Raw genomic sequence first — 16,404 nt, forward strand, 5'->3', positions numbered from 1 at the left:
TGATGAATCTGGTTCCTTTACTGGAAATAAAAAATCTGAAAACTTACCTTAAAACACCTCGCGGCACGGTCAGAGCAGTGGACGGCGTAAGCCTGGAAATCTTTCCTGGAGAAACCATGGGTCTTGTAGGGGAATCAGGGTGCGGAAAAAGCATGACCGCTTTGTCAATACTGAAACTGTATCCCCAACCCCAGGGGAAAATCGTGGCAGGAGAAATCTTCTTTGAGGGTCAGAACCTGGTGCCACTCAAAGAGGAAGAAATGTGGAAAATACGTGGCAAGAAAATCTCTATGGTTTTTCAGGAGCCGATGACTTCTCTGGACCCGGTATTCCCGGTTGGAGAAGAAATCATGGAAGTTTTGCGTATTCATGAAGCAATGTCGCCTGCTACAGCCAGAGAAAAAGCGATTGAAATGCTTCGCTTGGTCAGAATACCTGAGCCAGAAAGGATATTCCACAGTTACCCCCACCAGCTCTCGGGAGGAATGCGACAGCGGGTAATGATTGCCATAGCTTTAGCCTGTCGTCCCAGACTGCTTCTTGCCGATGAGCCCACCACGGCGCTGGACGTGACCATTCAAGCCCAGATTCTGGAGCTCATTGAGGAACTCAAAGAAGAACTGCACACGGCAGTGCTCCTGATTACCCATGACCTGGGGGTGGTAGCCGAAACCTGCCAGAGGGTAGCCGTGATGTATGCGGGTAAAATCGTTGAAAAAGCCCAGGTATTCGAGCTATTTGATAATCCCCTGCATCCTTATACTCGGGCATTGCTTGCTTCTATACCTCACATAGAAGAAGAGAAAGAGGCTCTGGAAAGCATCCCAGGCAGTGTGCCTGACCTTTTGAACCCTCCTTCTGGTTGTCGTTTTCATCCCCGTTGTCTGCAAGCCTTTGAGCGCTGCCGGAAAGAAGAACCGCAGCTTAAAGAAAAGGAGGAAAAACACTGGGTAGCATGTCATCTTTACTCCTGAAGGTCAACAATCTTTCCAAAAAGTTTTTTGTGAAAAGCGAGCAATTCTCGGAAACGCTCACCATTGACGCAGTAAACGCTGTCTCGCTTTCCATTAACCAGGGCGAAGTGATGGCCCTGGTTGGAGAATCGGGATGCGGGAAAAGCACCTTAGGACGCTGTATCCTGCGTCTGGAAGAACCTGACACCGGAGAAGTGTTTTTTAAAAACCAAAATATCTTAGCTCTTCCTCTTCGAGAGTTGAAAACCTACCGCCAGAAAATGCAAATCATTTTTCAAGACCCCTTTGCTTCGCTGAACCCCCGCAAATCCATTCGATTTATCCTGGAAGAACCTCTCCTCATTCACGGGATAAAAAACCGCAAGGAACGGCAGGAAAAGGTGTTGATGATAGCTGAAAAAGTGGGTTTAAGCCCTGGTGATTTAGACCGTTTTCCCCACGAGTTTTCGGGAGGCCAGAGGCAGAGAGTGGGCATAGCCCGAGCACTGATTTTACAACCCGACTTCATTGTGTGCGATGAACCAGTATCTGCACTGGACGTTTCCATTCAAGCCCAGATACTCAACCTCCTTTCCACTCTACAGAAGGAAATGCAGTTGACCTACCTCTTCATTTCTCACGACCTTTCCGTGGTGAAACACATCAGCAATCGAGTGGCAGTTATGTATCTGGGTAAAATCGTCGAAGTGGCACCCAAAAAAGAACTCTTTGAAAACCCCCTGCATCCCTATACCCGGGCACTGCTTGCTTCCATACCCATACCCAATCCACGGAAAAGACGCAAAAAAATCCTGCTTCAGGGCGACCCACCCAGTCCTACCAAACCTCCTCGGGGTTGTCGTTTCCATACCCGTTGTCCAGAAAAAATGCCCATCTGCTCTGAAGAAGAACCGCTTCTCTGGGAAACCAAACCAGACCACCAGGTGGCTTGTCATCTTTTTCCCAGCTGAGCACTCAGGAGTAACAGTGATGGGGTTCTACTTCCAGAAAGCATTGGGAGCCATGCTCGATGTGCCTGGCATTTTGATAACTGTCATTCTGGTCCTGCTCTTTTTCACCTGGAAAAAGAAAAGCTCATGCCGGCATTTCCTGCTTTTTCTGGCTATTTTCACCTATCTTTTATCAAGTGGATGGGTAGCAAAAATTTTAGAGCCTGAATACCCGGAAACCAGGAAACCACCTTCTCCTCCTCAGGCAATTGTGGTTCTGGGTGGTGGTAGTCTCCGTGGAAACAATGCCCATTTACCCGGTCCTTATTCGATGCTACGCCTCAACAAAGCGTTCACTCTGTGGAAAGAAGGAAAGCCCCTGCTTATCCTAAGCGGTGGCAGTCCATGGGGAGAGAAAGTGCCAAGCGAAGCCAGAGCGATGCAAGCAGTACTCAGGGCATGGGGGGTACCTGAAGAAAAAATGCTCCTGGAAGAACACTCGAGAACCACCTGGGAAAACGCTCGGGAAGTGGCCCAAAAGGTTAGAGAACTTGGCATAAAGAGCCTTTACCTGGTAACTTCTGGGGTACACCTGAAAAGAGCGTTGCTTGCCTTCGGGCACTTCTTACCCGAAGTAAGCATTTATCCTGTGAGTGCACACCCTGCCTATGATAGAGACCCGCTCTCTTTCGAAGATTTCCTTCCCTCTCTGAAGGCCTTCGTAGCCATTGCCCAGATTTTCCACGAAGAACTGGGCTATCTCCCCTACTGGCTCCGACTGCGCTTTTAGCGGAGCCAAAAAGGTAACCCACCTTTGCGCTGGGAAAGCAAAAGACCTATGGCTATCAACAGTATGCCTATCAGTGCATTCAGGTTCAAAGTTTCCCGGTAAAACATCCAGGCAGCCAGGACTCCGAAAACCTGAATCAAAAACTGGTAGGAAACCGTACGGGAAGCACCAAGAACCCTGACTCCATTGTGCCAGAATACGTAAGCAAGGACCATAGCGGGAACCGTTCCATAAAAGAGTGAACCTAAAACACTCAGGTCAATCTGGTTCCAGGGAGCTCTCACCAGTGAGAGTAACGAAGTGGGAAGCATCCACAGAACGCCAAAAATTACACTCCAGGTGCTCACCTTGAGAGGAGAATAGCTGGTCAGCATTTTTTTGCTCAAGTAGGAGTAAAAACCCCAACACATTGCTGCAATAAGGGTGAGTAGATCTCCTTTCAGGACATCTCCTTTCAGATAGGCTCCGGTTTCTCCCTGCTGAACCAGGAAAATAACTCCCCCAAAACCCAGTCCCACTCCCAAAAGATTTACCCAACTCACCAGTTCTTCCCGTCGCAAAAAAGCAGTGAGCGTTACCACCACCGGGCTCAAAGAAAGAATGAGAACCGAATGTGAAGCCAGACTCAACTGTAACCCCATACTCCAGAGTGGCTGATAGATGCCAAACCCTATCAAACCCAAAAGCAGAAAATAGAATACATCTTCACGCCGAATCCAGGGATCATTCTCATAGCGAGAGAGTGTTAAAAAGAGAAGTGGAGCGCCTACCAGAAAACGCAAAAGTGCAAAAGAAAGGGGGCCAAAGAGCATAACCCCCCACTTCACAACACTAAAGTTAAAACCCCAAATTACAGAGACAACGAAGAGGAGAAAATGGGGATTGTATTTTTCGAGGGTAGATTCCATTTTTTTCTTTGGCAAAGAAAAGGGAAGCGTAGCGCTTCCCTTTTCTTTTACTTAATCTCTACCTCAGCACCAACTGCTTCCAGTTTGGCTTTGATTTCCTCTGCCTCGTTTTTGCTCACACCCTCTTTAATGGGTTTAGGAGCACTATCGACCAGCTCCTTAGCCTCCTTGAGGCCCAAACCGGTGATAGCACGAACTTCCTTAACAACCTGCAGCTTCTGAGAGCCTGCACTCTTCAAAATGACATCAAACTCGGTCTTCTCTTCCTCTTTTGCTGCGCCTTCTCCTGCAGCAGGTGCTGCTGCCACCTGAGCAACGGGCATCGCTGCTGAAACACCAAATTTCTCTTCGAGCGCTTTAACCAGCTCAGCGAGCTCAAGAACCGTCATCTTTTCAATAGCTTCAATAATTTCTTCCTTGGTCATGGTAAAAGTTCCTCCCTTCTTCTATTGCTTTTTCTCTTCAATGGCCTTTAAGACCCACACCAAACTCCGCAAAACACCCTGAAGCACGCCAACCAGGCCACTGAGCGGAGCGGCAATACCACCCACCACTCTGGCAACCAGCTCTTCCCGGGAAGGTAAACTGGCCAGGTTCTTCACGTCGTCAACGCCAATTTGCTTTTTCTCCAACCAGCCACCTTTGATTATCACTATCTCGGGAAGCTTTTTGGAAAACTCGTTCAACTTCTTAGCCACCTGCACTGCGTCCTGGTACGCAAAAGCAAAAGCATTTTGCCCTTTCAAAAGCTGGTCGTCAAAGGGAATATTTGCTTTCTGAAGAGCGATTCTGGCCAGGGTGTTCTTAATTACTTTCATTTCTCCGCTTGCTTCACGCAAGCTTCTGCGCAGTTCCTCTGCACTCTGGACGTTCAAACCATGATAGCTGAAAACGTAAACCGCCTGGCTCTCCTGGAGCTTGCGGTATACTTCTTCTATTATGGTGGCTTTTTCCCTCTTTTCCAATTTTTAACCCCCTTTCTTTAAAAGAAGTAAACAACAAAAAAGCTCCCCGCGGGAGCTCTGTATCTTTGCCTCCCCGGGATTTTTAAGCCCTTGGCCCCCGGTTCTCCGGCAATCAGCCGGTATTTATTTCGTACAAAAATAGTCTTAAACTCAGGCCACCCTCTTTTCCATTCTGGTCAGCGCCAACTGTGGATCCACCTTCACTGATGGACTCATGGTGGTGGCAAGAGCAATTTTTTTGATATACCTTCCTCTGGCTGCTGCCGGCTTCATGCGGTTCAGCGCTTCCAGAACTGCATAAAAGTTATCCAGGAGCTGCTCTTCAGAAAAAGAAGCTTTTCCTATGGGAACATGCACATTGCCGTAGCGGTCGTTGCGTATTTCCACTCTTCCAGCTTTAATCTCCCGGACTGCCTGAGCAACGTCGTTGGTAACTGTTCCGGTTTTAGCATTAGGCATAAGACCGCGAGGACCCAGTAGTTTTCCCAATCTTCCCACAATCCGCATCATATCTGGAGTAGCAATTGCAGCATCAAAATCAAACCAGCCTTCCTGAATTTTCTGAACCAGTTCTTCTCCACCAACATAGTCTGCTCCAGCTTCTTCGGCTTCTTTTGCCTTCTCGCCTTGAGCAAAAACCAGAACCCGCATAGTTTTCCCAGTTCCATGAGGAAGACTCACTGTACCACGAACTTGCTGATCGGACTGTTTGGGGTCAATGCCCAGGTTAACCGCCATTTCCACCGTTTCATCAAATCTGGCAGTAGCCATGCTTTTCACAAGCTGTACAGCTTCTTCAGGACTGTAAAGTTTTCCCGGTTCAACCTTTTCTTTAAGAGCAAGATATCTTTTACCCACTTTTGCCATGCTATTCACTCCTTTTACACTTAACCCTCAACGACCTCAACACCCATGCTCCGGGCAGTCCCTTCGATAATGCGCATTGCCGCTTCTATGTCGTTAGCGTTAAGGTCTGCCATTTTCTTTTCAGCAATCTCTCTGATTTTAGAGCGAGAAATTTTACCAACCTTCACCCGGTTGGGCTCACCCGAGCCCTTTTCGATGCCCAAAGCCTGCTTAATGAGGAAAGAAGCAGGAGGCGTTTTGCACACAAAGGTGAAAGAACGGTCCTGATAAATGGTTATTTCAACTGGAGTTAGTACTCCTCTATCTTTCTCAGTCTGGGCATTAAAAGCTTTACAGAATTCCATTATGTTCACACCGTGCTGACCCAAAGCAGGACCTACCGGTGGAGCCGGTGTTGCCATACCACCGGGTATCTGCAGCTTAACCACTGCAACAACCTTTTTTGCCATAAAAATCCACCTCGCTAAAGTTTCTCTATATCCGAGAAGTCGAGCTCCACAGGCGTCTCACGCCCAAAAACTGACAACAGGACTACTACTTTACCCTTTTCGTGGTCCACACTTTCCACCACGCCGGTATAGTTGAGGAAGGGTCCGGCAATGACTTTAACTGCCTCTCCCTTTTCGATGTCCAAACGGGGTTTACCCTTCTCCACTCCAGTTTGGCGCAAAATAACCTTTACTTCTTCTTCATTAAGCGGCTCTGGCTTCATTCCTGAACCTACAAAGCCAGTAACCCCAGGGGTATTGCGAACCACGTACCAGGAGCGATCGTTCATGATCATTTCCACCATCACATAACCCGGGAACACCTTCTTTTTGGTGAAGCGTTTCTTTCCCCTTTTCACCTCGATGGTTTCCTCCATGGGCACTACTACTCTGAAAATCTGGTCCTGCATGCCCATTGAAGCAATTCGACGCTCCAGATTAGCTTTAACTTTGTGCTCACTACCCGCCAGGGTATGCACTACATACCACCGTTTCTCCATTTCTTTCCGCCTAACCTCCAAAACGTATAAGAGTTACTTAAGATAAAGGCTCATTAAAGAAGTGAGCACCAGGTCTACGACACCAAGAAAAATACCCATTATGGCAATAACTGCCAGTACGGTAATGGTGCTTGCCAGCAGTTCCTTACGACCTGGCCAGCTTACTTTACGTATTTCTCCCCAAGCATCCCGGAAATAATTTCTTAAGGAACGAAACCACCTGAACAAATCCTTTCACCCATCCTTTTCGTAAAGGTAAAAGCGATTAAAAATTCGCAGTAAGGTTCAACAAATTTACTGGGCAATTATAAATGGTTATTCATTAGCTGTCAATGAATTTCATCCTTTTTGTTGACTAAATAGTGTCAATGCCATGCCTGCGTAGCCAATCCTTGAAACTCTGGTCATCACCAAGTATTTCCTGGTCGTAGTTTTCCTCCAGTTTTCTGATTTGCTGTTCCAAATCGGGATACTGTTTTACCAACTCATCTACATGACGCTCAAAGTCTTCACAGAGTTTGTCAAGCTCAGCCCAGTCAACTTCAATTCCCAAAAAAGGCACTATAAATCGCAAAGCTGCTCGAATGCCTTTGGGATTGGTGGCCCTGACATACATGGGTATTTCCACTGCAACGCTGAACATTTCCAGACCTCTTTCCCGAGAACGGAGAAGTAAAAGAGTGGCAATACTGGCCGGACCTTCATAATCTGAAAAGCGCACACTGTAAGGAGCAAGCTCTGTCTTCAGCCGTTCATGGGAAAGACTGCAATATAACCTTGGTTCCCGGGTGTGTGGTGTGAGGCCGCTAAAGCTGCCTACAAAAAAAATGCGCTTCACTCCCACTTCTTCAGCTACAGTTAGAAGATGGTTGCAAAATTCTTCCCACCTGAAATTGGGTTCTTTACCGAAAAAGAGTACCAGATTGTGTTCCTGGGAATACAAGAATTCATTAACCGGGTATTCAAAACTCTTTACCAAACCGTCTTTCAAGACCACATAGGGGCGAAACTGGGCCACCTCTTCCATGGTACCCGGAAAATTCAAAATATAAAAGTTACGCGAATCAATCTCAGCCAGAGGACTGGTTTTTATCGAATCCCGCAAAAGAGAAATGGTCCCCGAAGAAACTCCTCCACCATCCATCCACCCCGTAAAACCGATCACCATGGAAGCATTTTCCAGTTTAGGTCGTTCATAAAAAATAAGTTCTTCCAATTTTACACGTCACCTCTATTCTCCAGGTAGAAAACCTGAATCAACCTTTCCACAAAACCTTGAACCTGAAACAAAACCCTATCTAATTATAACCACTCAGGCAATACCCACAACCGACAAGTTGAAAAGCTATCAAGTGGTGTGTTAGACCCGAGAAATAAATGAGTATTCAGCCAGCACCTTCAAATTGAAAAATCCAAAGCTTTGTGAGAGAATATTTTGTTCGTTTTGCCGAAATATTCGGAAAGGCTGGGAGTGTATGCGACCCAAAAACATAACGGATTTTACACAAGGTAGCATCCCCCGACATCTGATACTTTTTTCACTGCCCATGCTGGCGGGGAATCTCCTGCAAACTTTCTACAACACGGTAGATAGCATCTGGGTAGGGCGATTTCTGGGTGCTGAAGCACTGGGAGCGGTATCAGTAGGTTTTCCTGTGCTTTTCATACTCATTTCCTTTGTGTTTGGACTGGGAATGGGCGCTAACATCATGGTAGCCCAGTACCTGGGAGCCCGAAGAGACGACGAAGTCCAGAAAACAGTCATCAACGCCCTGGTCTTACTTACCTTGTTGGGAATAGTCCTGGCCTTTGTGGGTATTAATTTACACCTGGCCATTCTGAATGCAATTCGTACCCCAGAAACCATCAAACAATTGGCCTCTCAGTACCTGACCATAATCTTTTGGGGCTTGCCTTTCCTTTTCCTTTACAATGCGATAAGTAGCATTTTGCGAGGTATGGGAGATGCTAAAACCCCTCTTTACCTTCTCATCTATGCTACCATTATCAATATCGTTCTTGACCCCCTGATGATTCTGGGCATTGGGCCTTTTCCCCCTCTGGGGGTAGCTGGGGCAGCCTTAGCCACAACCATCGCTCAGGGAGTATCAGGACTCATTGGGCTCTTTATCCTTTTCAAACTCAACATTGTCTCTTTCTCAAGAAAAAGTGGCTGGCGGGACTGGCCGACCATAACCACCATGTTCCGACTGGGTATGCCAGCCGGGGTACAGCAAAGCATTGTATCATTGGGTATTCTGGCTATGACTTCCCTGGTCAATCTTTTCGGAGAAAAGGTGGTAGCCGCCTACGGAGCAGCCACCCGAATTGACCAGTTTTCTTTTCTTCCCGCCATGACCATAAGTGTGGCCATTTCTTCGGTAGCTGGGCAAAATCTGGGCTTTGGAGATTATCAACGTTCCCGTGAGGTGTTCCGCTGGGGAACAATCATTGCTTTCTGCTTCGCACTGCCCATTGCAGCCCTGGTTTTCTTTGGAGCTGAAAACCTGATTCGCATATTCATCACCGAAGAAGGGGTCATCGCCATTGGCAAAGAATACCTGCAGATTGTGTCGTTTTCTTACATTCCCTTTTCCCTAATGTTTGCTGTCAACGGGTTTTTGAGAGGAGCCGGAGACACCCTGCAAACTATGATTAACACCCTGATTTCCCTGTGGCTTATCAGGTTGCCTCTTTCCTGGCTTCTGGCTATATACTTTGGACTCGGAGCCCGGGGCATCTGGATTGGCATGGCCACGGGTCCCGTGGCTGGTTTCTTAGTAGCCCTCGCTTACTATCGGAGCGGACGCTGGGAAAACAAGGTTTTAGTGAAAAAGGAAATACCAGATCAGAGAAATCAGGAAGAGCTACTGGCCAGCCAGTAAACGACTCAGAAAATTTAGGTCCAGATTTGCTTCCAGAACTGCACTCAGTCTATCAAGCTCTTGTTCCCGGATATCTTCCCAGGAAGCAGTGGCTTTTATATCTATGTCTAAAACTGGTAGTCCTTTTTGTTGCTTCAGACAATCGAAAAAGCGTTTTCTAAAGCTTGCACGGTCAAAAATGCCATGCACATAAGTTCCAAAAATCCGCTTATCCACACACACACCCTCAAAACGCTGCACGCCCTGACCCAGAAGCTTATCAATCACTAAAAAGGGGGAATACGCCTTCTTAAAACGCGTCCTGCCCATATGGATTTCATAACCTGCAAACCTTGCACTCTGGTCATCAGCAAGATAACCTTCGACCTGGCGTAAAACCTTTTCCTGTGCAAAGTAGGTTTCCATGGCAAGCACTCCCAAGCCAGGAACTGTAGCTTTTGGAGACTCAAGACCCCAGGGATCAACCAGGCGTTCCCCAAGCATCTGAAACCCCCCGCAAATGCCCATTACCAACCCACCCACCTTCAGAAAGCCCTCTATAGCTTCGCCAAACCCCTGTTCCACCAGCCAGGCAAGGTCAGAAAAGGTGTTTTTGGTACCAGGAATAATCAGAAGGTCCAGACCCGCCAGTTCCTTAGCCGAATTTATGTAGCCAAGCTTTACATAAAGTTCTCTCTCCAGAGGCTGAAAATCGGTATAGTTTGCAATATGCGGCAGTCGAATAACTCCCACTCGAAAAACATCCCCAACAACCTGATGCTTGCTACCCTTTAAGTGCTCAGAAAGGCTGTCTTCTTCGTCAAGGTGGAGTTTGAGATAAGGAAGAACTCCCAGCACCGGAACGCCGGTCAATCTTTCTATCTCCTGCAAAGCGGGTTCCAGAATTCTACGTTCACCCCGAAATTTATTGATCAAAAAACCCTGTAAAAGTTTTCTTTCCTCCTCCTCAAAAAGTGCCCAGGTACCGTAAAGCGATGCAAAAACCCCTCCCCGGTCAATGTCGCCTATCAAGATAACCGGAGCATTGCAATATTTTGCCACCCGCATGTTCACGAGGTCCTTACGACGCAGGTTAATTTCTGCTGGGCTACCCGCACCCTCCATTACTACGAAGTCGAACTCTCGAGCCAGCGAATCCAGACTCTCTTTGACCACTTGCCAGAGGTCCTCAACGTACTGATAATACTCAAAAGAAGAACAGGTTTTCCACACCTTTCCCTTGACAATCACCTGGATGGCATTTCCACCTTGAGGTTTAAGCAAAATCGGGTTCATGCGAGCATCGGGCTCAACACCCGCAGCTTGAGCCTGGAGTATCTGAGCCCTACCCATTTCTTCCCCCCTCGGGGTTACCCCTGAATTCAAAGACATATTCTGAGCTTTAAAAGGAGCTACCTTGAATCCCTTATTTCGCAGCAGGCGAATCATACCTGCTGCGATTACACTTTTTCCAGCAGAAGAAGCTGTACCCTGAAACATCAAAAATCTCGCCATCGCTTCACTCTCCTTCCCTGAAAGCTCGGGGCTCCTTCACTCCAAAAAATAACCATAAAAATCCCACCAGATTCACCAGGAAGGAACATAAAAATAGAGCTCTGTAGCCAACCAGGTCAGCCATTTTGCCCCCGAGCAGCGGAGCCAGAAAAGAAGGAAAGCCTGCCACAAAGCTTCCTATCCCCAAGTAATCCCCTCTGCCCTGTGGGGGTGCAAAGTCAAGCAATATAGCCACCCCCGCAACAGACAGAGCACTATAGTAGGCACCGAAAAGCGCAAAAGCCAGGAAGAAATCGGCATAGTTTGAAGAAACAAAGGCTATGAAATTACTCAATACCACCAGTACCGCCCCCAAAATGAGCACCAGTTTATGCCCCATCCGGTCACCAAGGGGTCCCCACAGAAAGTTGCTCAGAGCCTGAGCACCCATCAAAAAGGCGTTGTAGCGCGCAACGGTCGCATCGGAAACCTGAAAAGCGGAAAGCGTGAATACAGTGTAAAAAGAACTTCCCATCATTCCCAGGGCCAGGAAGATGCGAGCAATCAAAAAGTTCGTAAAATTGCGGTCCACCTTAAGAATACGCGGAATGGATGACCAGATGCTGGCATCCGGACGATGGATTACCTCTTTTTCTTCTCTGGTCAATGCCAGGAAGAGATAAGAAACCAGCAGAGCCAGAAAAGCCAGACCGAAGCAGTATCCGAAATTGGTAGCAAAAGGGTATCGCTTTAAAAAGTCTTCTGCTATCCTTGAACCCCATATCCCCATCAGAGCCCCTATGCCGTTACCCAGCGCAAAGTAAAGACCTCGACGTCGGGGATGAATCACTTTGCCAATCATTTCTATCCAGATAGGCCCCAGAAAGCCCATCGCAAAACAAGCCACACCCAAAAGAAGGTAGGTTAAAAGAAGAGCCAGGGAATTGGAGCCAGGAACCAACCAGAACGCCACCAGGGAAAGACCCAGAAAAGGGAGTCTTTCCAGAAAAGTAAACTTCAATACAAAGGGTAATTTTAAATCCCGCTTACTCGAGTAACGTCCACCCCATAGAGCCGGCACCGACCAGCCCAGATAGGCAATGGCAGGTATCAGACCAACCTGAAAATTGCTTGCTCCAAGTCTACGTGCAAAAAGGGGTAGAAAGGTGGTAATGGAGCCCAAAGTCAGGGCCAGAGCAAAAAAACTATAATCCAGGGAGTCAACCACAAAGTTACGGATATAATCCCTTCGAGAAAGCATGCAGCGTTTACCTCTGGTTCACAGCAGTTGTTCTTTGGTAAGGTTTACTTTCTCATAACATCCAGGGTCCAGCTCTCTCAAAAAGCGAGAGGGTTTGCGGATAAATTTGCCATCCCGAAAAGAGCTTTCACCAAGGAGAGGATAACATAGAAAGAGGTGGTCCCGTGCCCGGGTGCAGGCCACATAAAAAAGTCTTCGCTCTTCTTCAACGTCTTCTTTATTTTTCAAGCTGTACGAAGAAGGGAACCCACCCTCACATAACCAAATAACAAAAACCACATCCCACTCCAAGCCTTTAGCTTGGTGAATACTGGAGAGAGTGAGTTTCTCGTCAGGAATACCACCCAGCACTATGGTTTCTGCCTCCATTTCCCCCAAGAGAGCCAGTTCATTCAAAAACGCATCCAAAGAACGATACTGGAAAGCAAAGTTAGCCAGTTCTTCAAGATCCAGCAACCGTTCCCGGTGGTCGGGATATCGGGTTACCAGATATTCCTGATACCCAGAGCTAACAACCTCTTTAATCATAGTAGAAGGAGAAGCTTCAAGCTCTTCCAAGCGCAAAAGAAGCGCAGCAAGGCTCTGTATGCTCTTTTGAGCGTTGGCTGGGAGCTCCTTTTCCTCAACCAAGCGTTCCAGGGCCGAGAAGGGATCGGGAGATTCCTTCACCCGCTCAAAGATACGAGAAGCAGTAACTTTACCAATGCCCGGGTAAATCTTGAGTACTCTTTTCCAGGCAATCTCATCCAGCGGATTGGAAACAATCTTGAGATAAGCTACCACATCTTTGATGTGAGCCTGCTCGAAGAATCTCAATCCAGAGCGCACTTCAAAGGGAATACCTCGACGGGTCAGTTCCATCTGAAGTTCCATGCTCTGATAATGAGCTCGGTAGAGAACTGCCATGTCGTTCAAGCGATAACCTGCCTGACGCAGCTCCAGAATCCGGGTAGCCACAAAACGAGCCTGATCCAGTACATCTTTTGCAGTTACCACCTGAGGCTTTTCACCACTTCTTCGTACCGGACGCAGAGTCTTGTAAAACTGCTGGCTGTTGTGGAGAATAATTTTATTGGCAAGGTTGAGAATTTCGGGAGTGCTCCGGTAATTGGTCTCCAGTTTGTAAACCGCAGCATCAGGATATTTGCGCGGAAAATCCAGAATATTGGCAAAATTAGCTCCTCGGAAAGAGTAAATGCTCTGAGAATCGTCTCCCACCACCAGCAGGTTGCGGTGCTCCTCAGAAAGCAAGTCAACGATTTCAGCCTGAATGAGGTTGGTATCCTGATACTCATCAACCAGCACGTACTCAAAAAGTGCACCGTACTTTCTACGCAACTTCTCATCTTCCTTGAGCAGAGTCCATAGATACCAGAGTAAGTCATCGTAATCCATGATGTTCATCTCTCGTTTGCGTTCCTGATAAAGTGCGAAAATACCAGCTATGGCATTCGCAAACTCCAGAAATTGAGGGTAATACTTTTCCAGAATGTCCTCAATGCTCAAAAAAGTATTGCGGTGCAAGGAAATAACATTTCCCAGAAGGTCTGCTTTTGGAAAACGTCGAGCCCGAACATCAATCCCCGCCTCAGCAATACATCCCTCAAGTAAAACCTTCTGGTCCTCGCGGTCCAGAATGGTGTATCCGGGTTGATACCCAACTTTCCTGGCTTCCCGGTGCAGAATAATATTGGCAACATGGTGGAAGGTACCACCCCAGATACCCTCCAGAGAAATGCCCAAAAGCCCTTCTACCCGATGCAGCATCTCCCGAGCAGCCTTGTTGGTAAAGGTAACCAGCAGAATCTTGCGAAAATCGACACCCTGCTCTACAAGGTAGGCAACTCGATAAGTTATGGTGCGGGTTTTCCCCGAACCCGCCCCAGCTATGACCAGCGTTGGGCCATCGCCCGCGAAAACCACTTTACGCTGTTCTTCATTCAACTCCTGTTCGTAGTCAATCCTGGTTGCTTTCATGATTTCCGCCCCTGTTTTTAAGGTAAGTAATCATTGCTTTCAGTTTTTCTCCACTAAAAGTGTACACTTTCCCACAAAAGGGACAGCTCACTTCTCCCCATCCTTCTTTACGAAGCAAATCTTCGAGTTCCTCTTTACCCAGAAGGAGCAAAGCTCGCTCTGCCCGCCACCTGGAACAGTGGCAATGATAACGGAGGTTCTCCTTTCCCGTCAAGCGATAAGGAAGACCTCGAAAAAGTTCTTCTGCCAGCTCTTCGGGTTCTGCACCTCGATACAATCTTTTGCTTACTTCACCCAAAGAAGCAATATTTTTCTCAAGAACCGAAATCACTTCCTGAGCTGTCCCCCGAGGAGTATGAATGATAAACCCTCCTGCTCCCAAAACTTCGCCGTTTTTTCCAACGTACACTCCTGCACTGCAAGCTGAAGGAAGCTGCTCAGAGAGTGCAAAGTAATAGGCGAGGTCATAGGCTATGCCTCCCTTCTGAACTTCAACACTGCCCACATATGGTTCTCTCAATCCCAAGTCTTTAACCACCAGAAGTTGTGAACCCACGCCGACTGCATCCTCAACGTTGAGCTTCCCTTCCTCGCGAGGAGGCAGAATAATTTGAGGATTGCTCACATACCCCCTAACTTCTCCTTTCCAGTTAGCCTGCACCAGAAGGCCACCTAAAGGCCCCCGACAGCGAATTTGAAGGGTAACCCGCTGATTCTCTTTAAGCCCTATTCCCATCAGGGAAGCCAAAGTTAACGCTCTACCTAAAGCAGCAGTGGCAATCGGGAAGGTAGCATGCAGTTTCCGCGCTTTATCCACCAGAAAAGTGGTGCGAGCAACATATCCCACCACCGCTGTATCCTCAACCATCAGGCGAACTGCATAATCTCTATTTTCCATACCCTATTCACGCCCTTTCTTCGGCGCTGAACATAACCACAGCCAGTCCCAGAAAAAGAAAAGCCAGAAAAGGTGTACTCCCCCAAAAAAGGTTAAGCCAGTTTCCCCACTCCAAAACCAGTAAATAGGCAACCATAAAAAGAGCGCTCGCCAGAAAACTGCTTACAAGAACCACCATTCTTTTCCAGGCCAAGCTCAACACGCTCAGCAACAAAATACCCCACAAAAAGAACTCCAAAGGAGCTCTTTCCAGAGGCCTCAAAACATCCACCCAACGCCCCAACCAGACAAGAAGATACACAAGTTGCAAAGAGAGAAAAAGCACCGTACAAAATCGTCCTAAGGGATAAAAACCACGTCGCAAGACCACCAGAAGACCCAAAGCAACGGCTACCAGAAACTGGAAAACCAGAACTGGCCAGGGAAAAAGCCGTAGAGTATACCATGTAGACAGCATCTCCTGCAGAGTAATAGTTCTCCCTACAAAACGGCTCCACACATACCCTATCAAAAAGAAAACCACCAGAAAAGTACTTACTGCAAAAAGCAACCGTCGTATTCTTCCAAAACAAAATCCCAGCAAAACACCCAGCACCAGACTAAAAACCAGAAGAAACAAAAACATATTCCGCTCGTACAAAAAAACAACCAGAGAATGTACAGGCATGTCCCTTCCCTCTCAATCGGGCCAGCCGGAAAGTGCGTTGACTACTTCCTTACCTACCAGGGCCAACTTTAATTCCACTTTCTCCACCAAAGAGGAATCAACTTCTTCAGTGCTATTCCTATTCACCAGGACCCCACATACCGCTCCTGCTTGAAGACCCAGAACTCTACACATGGTAAAAAGGGTAGCGGTTTCCATTTCATAATTCAAAACACCCAGACGCTTCCATTCCTCAAGGCTACCTTGAAGAGCACGAATAACATAACCAGAATAAGTATCATAACGTTCCTGACCCGGATAAAAAGTTGCTGAAGAACAGGTAATGCCGGTATGAAAACGATAACCCAGCTTCAGGCAGGCCTCACGAAGTAGCTTAACCATCCCCCAATTCGCACAGGCAGGATAAGCAAGAGGTGCGTAATGCAGGGAAGCGCCGTCCATACGCACCGCACCTTCGCTAATAATCAGTTCTCCAGGAGCAATATGCTCCTGAATAGCCCCACAGGTTCCCAACCGTAAAAAAAACTGCACCCCCAACTGGGCCAGTTCCTCAACGGCTATGGAAAGAGAAGAACCTCCTATGCCCGAAGAGACAATTAGTGCTGGCTCTCCCTCATCCTGAACCCAGAAACTCCTGAATTCACGATGAAAGGCCAGCTCTTTCTGCACCCGGAACACAGATGCCAGAACACCACAGCGCCAGGGATCCCCAGGAATAAGAGCTATCCTGGCCCCTGCCAGGTCATTTTTTTTCAGAGCAAGGTGATACACTCTTTTTTCCAAAAGACTTCACCCTCTACCGTTTTTGTTTTAAAATAATGC

The 16,404-nt window shown here is 47.5% G+C and carries 18 protein-coding genes; 4 read left to right on the forward strand and 14 right to left on the reverse strand.

Annotated features, from left to right (window positions below; genetic code table 11):
* Positions 1-2: 2 nt before the first annotated feature.
* Genes QBE54_RS08835 through QBE54_RS08845 form a run of 3 tightly spaced genes read left to right on the forward strand, consistent with a single transcriptional unit; the run spans position 3 to position 2,693 of the window.
* Complete coding sequence (locus QBE54_RS08835; protein WP_369019426.1) at positions 3-974, forward strand: ABC transporter ATP-binding protein; 972 nt, start codon at positions 3-5, stop codon at positions 972-974.
* The gene (locus tag QBE54_RS08840; RefSeq protein ID WP_369017826.1) at positions 956-1,924 is read left to right on the forward strand and encodes an ABC transporter ATP-binding protein; all 969 of its coding nucleotides are present in this window, start codon (positions 956-958) and stop codon (positions 1,922-1,924) included. The genes QBE54_RS08835 and QBE54_RS08840 overlap by 19 nt, the downstream gene beginning before the upstream one ends.
* Before the next feature lie 19 nt (positions 1,925-1,943).
* Positions 1,944-2,693, forward strand: coding sequence for a YdcF family protein (locus tag QBE54_RS08845; RefSeq protein ID WP_369017827.1), 750 nt, complete (start codon positions 1,944-1,946; stop codon positions 2,691-2,693).
* Here the strand turns inward: QBE54_RS08845 and QBE54_RS08850 are convergent.
* The 8 genes from QBE54_RS08850 to QBE54_RS08885 form a co-directional block, all read right to left on the reverse strand.
* A complete protein-coding gene (locus tag QBE54_RS08850) occupies positions 2,690-3,601 on the reverse strand; it encodes a DMT family transporter (RefSeq protein ID WP_369017828.1) in 912 nt (303 codons plus the stop codon). The two genes, QBE54_RS08845 and QBE54_RS08850, sit on opposite strands and share 4 nt — an antisense overlap.
* Positions 3,602-3,648: 47 nt before the next feature.
* Positions 3,649-4,026 carry a 50S ribosomal protein L7/L12 gene (gene rplL, locus QBE54_RS08855; RefSeq protein ID WP_369017829.1) on the reverse strand — a complete coding sequence of 126 codons (378 nt, stop codon included), beginning with the start codon at positions 4,024-4,026 and terminating at the stop codon, positions 3,649-3,651.
* Positions 4,027-4,047: 21 nt separating this feature from the next.
* A complete protein-coding gene (rplJ, locus tag QBE54_RS08860) occupies positions 4,048-4,566 on the reverse strand; it encodes a 50S ribosomal protein L10 (RefSeq protein ID WP_369017830.1) in 519 nt (172 codons plus the stop codon).
* A gap of 150 nt (positions 4,567-4,716) precedes the next feature.
* The gene (gene rplA / locus QBE54_RS08865; RefSeq protein WP_369017831.1) at positions 4,717-5,433 is read right to left on the reverse strand and encodes a 50S ribosomal protein L1; all 717 of its coding nucleotides are present in this window, start codon (positions 5,431-5,433) and stop codon (positions 4,717-4,719) included.
* Positions 5,434-5,453: 20 nt separating this feature from the next.
* Positions 5,454-5,882 carry a 50S ribosomal protein L11 gene (gene rplK / locus QBE54_RS08870; protein ID WP_369017832.1) on the reverse strand — a complete coding sequence of 143 codons (429 nt, stop codon included), beginning with the start codon at positions 5,880-5,882 and terminating at the stop codon, positions 5,454-5,456.
* A gap of 14 nt (positions 5,883-5,896) precedes the next feature.
* Entirely contained in the window at positions 5,897-6,421 is a 525-nt protein-coding gene (gene nusG, locus QBE54_RS08875) for a transcription termination/antitermination protein NusG (RefSeq protein ID WP_369017833.1), read from the reverse strand.
* A 33-nt stretch (positions 6,422-6,454) separates the two neighbouring features.
* Positions 6,455-6,649: a preprotein translocase subunit SecE gene (gene secE, locus QBE54_RS08880; RefSeq protein WP_369017834.1), complete on the reverse strand. Its 195-nt coding sequence runs from the start codon at positions 6,647-6,649 to the stop codon at positions 6,455-6,457.
* 127 nt (positions 6,650-6,776) lie between these two features.
* Positions 6,777-7,637 carry a PAC2 family protein gene (locus QBE54_RS08885; protein ID WP_369017835.1) on the reverse strand — a complete coding sequence of 287 codons (861 nt, stop codon included), beginning with the start codon at positions 7,635-7,637 and terminating at the stop codon, positions 6,777-6,779.
* 259 nt (positions 7,638-7,896) lie between these two features.
* On the opposite strand from QBE54_RS08885, the gene QBE54_RS08890 reads away from it, so the two are divergent.
* A complete protein-coding gene (locus QBE54_RS08890) occupies positions 7,897-9,306 on the forward strand; it encodes an MATE family efflux transporter (protein ID WP_369017836.1) in 1,410 nt (469 codons plus the stop codon).
* Here the strand turns inward: QBE54_RS08890 and QBE54_RS08895 are convergent.
* Genes QBE54_RS08895 through udp form a run of 6 tightly spaced genes read right to left on the reverse strand, consistent with a single transcriptional unit; the run spans position 9,289 to position 16,365 of the window.
* Positions 9,289-10,800, reverse strand: a complete 1,512-nt coding sequence (locus tag QBE54_RS08895; protein WP_369017837.1) for a cobyric acid synthase — start codon at positions 10,798-10,800, stop codon at positions 9,289-9,291. The two genes, QBE54_RS08890 and QBE54_RS08895, sit on opposite strands and share 18 nt — an antisense overlap.
* A 4-nt stretch (positions 10,801-10,804) precedes the next feature.
* Complete coding sequence (locus QBE54_RS08900) at positions 10,805-12,040, reverse strand: MFS transporter (RefSeq protein ID WP_369017838.1); 1,236 nt, start codon at positions 12,038-12,040, stop codon at positions 10,805-10,807.
* Positions 12,041-12,058: 18 nt separating this feature from the next.
* On the reverse strand, positions 12,059-14,017 hold the full coding sequence (locus QBE54_RS08905) for an ATP-dependent helicase (RefSeq protein WP_369017839.1): 1,959 nt from the start codon (positions 14,015-14,017) through the stop codon (positions 12,059-12,061).
* On the reverse strand, positions 13,998-14,915 hold the full coding sequence (gene hslO / locus QBE54_RS08910; protein WP_369017840.1) for an Hsp33 family molecular chaperone HslO: 918 nt from the start codon (positions 14,913-14,915) through the stop codon (positions 13,998-14,000). Before hslO ends, QBE54_RS08905 begins: the two co-directional genes overlap by 20 nt.
* A 7-nt stretch (positions 14,916-14,922) precedes the next feature.
* On the reverse strand, positions 14,923-15,540 hold the full coding sequence (locus QBE54_RS08915) for a hypothetical protein (RefSeq protein ID WP_369017841.1): 618 nt from the start codon (positions 15,538-15,540) through the stop codon (positions 14,923-14,925).
* A gap of 54 nt (positions 15,541-15,594) precedes the next feature.
* Entirely contained in the window at positions 15,595-16,365 is a 771-nt protein-coding gene (udp, locus tag QBE54_RS08920; RefSeq protein WP_369017842.1) for a uridine phosphorylase, read from the reverse strand.
* Between the last annotated feature and the right edge of the window lie 39 nt (positions 16,366-16,404).

This window comes from Thermatribacter velox (assembly GCF_038396615.1).
In the GTDB taxonomy this organism is placed as follows: domain Bacteria; phylum Atribacterota; class Atribacteria; order Atribacterales; family Thermatribacteraceae; genus Thermatribacter; species Thermatribacter velox.

What these genes read in the sequence shown, in the direction of transcription:
- QBE54_RS08895 (WP_369017837.1), bottom strand. Translation starts at nt 10,800, where the DNA reads ATGGCGAGATTTTTGATGTTTCAGGGTACAGCTTCTTCTGCTGGAAAA.
- QBE54_RS08905 (WP_369017839.1), bottom strand. Translation starts at nt 14,017, where the DNA reads ATGAAAGCAACCAGGATTGACTACGAACAGGAGTTGAATGAAGAACAG.
- hslO (WP_369017840.1), bottom strand. Translation starts at nt 14,915, where the DNA reads ATGGAAAATAGAGATTATGCAGTTCGCCTGATGGTTGAGGATACAGCG.
- rplA (WP_369017831.1), bottom strand. Translation starts at nt 5,433, where the DNA reads ATGGCAAAAGTGGGTAAAAGATATCTTGCTCTTAAAGAAAAGGTTGAA.
- rplK (WP_369017832.1), bottom strand. Translation starts at nt 5,882, where the DNA reads ATGGCAAAAAAGGTTGTTGCAGTGGTTAAGCTGCAGATACCCGGTGGT.
- QBE54_RS08915 (WP_369017841.1), bottom strand. Translation starts at nt 15,540, where the DNA reads ATGTTTTTGTTTCTTCTGGTTTTTAGTCTGGTGCTGGGTGTTTTGCTG.
- QBE54_RS08840 (WP_369017826.1), top strand. Translation starts at nt 956, where the DNA reads ATGTCATCTTTACTCCTGAAGGTCAACAATCTTTCCAAAAAGTTTTTT.
- QBE54_RS08845 (WP_369017827.1), top strand. Translation starts at nt 1,944, where the DNA reads ATGGGGTTCTACTTCCAGAAAGCATTGGGAGCCATGCTCGATGTGCCT.
- rplL (WP_369017829.1), bottom strand. Translation starts at nt 4,026, where the DNA reads ATGACCAAGGAAGAAATTATTGAAGCTATTGAAAAGATGACGGTTCTT.
- QBE54_RS08900 (WP_369017838.1), bottom strand. Translation starts at nt 12,040, where the DNA reads ATGCTTTCTCGAAGGGATTATATCCGTAACTTTGTGGTTGACTCCCTG.
- QBE54_RS08835 (WP_369019426.1), top strand. Translation starts at nt 3, where the DNA reads ATGAATCTGGTTCCTTTACTGGAAATAAAAAATCTGAAAACTTACCTT.
- nusG (WP_369017833.1), bottom strand. Translation starts at nt 6,421, where the DNA reads ATGGAGAAACGGTGGTATGTAGTGCATACCCTGGCGGGTAGTGAGCAC.
- QBE54_RS08890 (WP_369017836.1), top strand. Translation starts at nt 7,897, where the DNA reads ATGCGACCCAAAAACATAACGGATTTTACACAAGGTAGCATCCCCCGA.
- QBE54_RS08850 (WP_369017828.1), bottom strand. Translation starts at nt 3,601, where the DNA reads ATGGAATCTACCCTCGAAAAATACAATCCCCATTTTCTCCTCTTCGTT.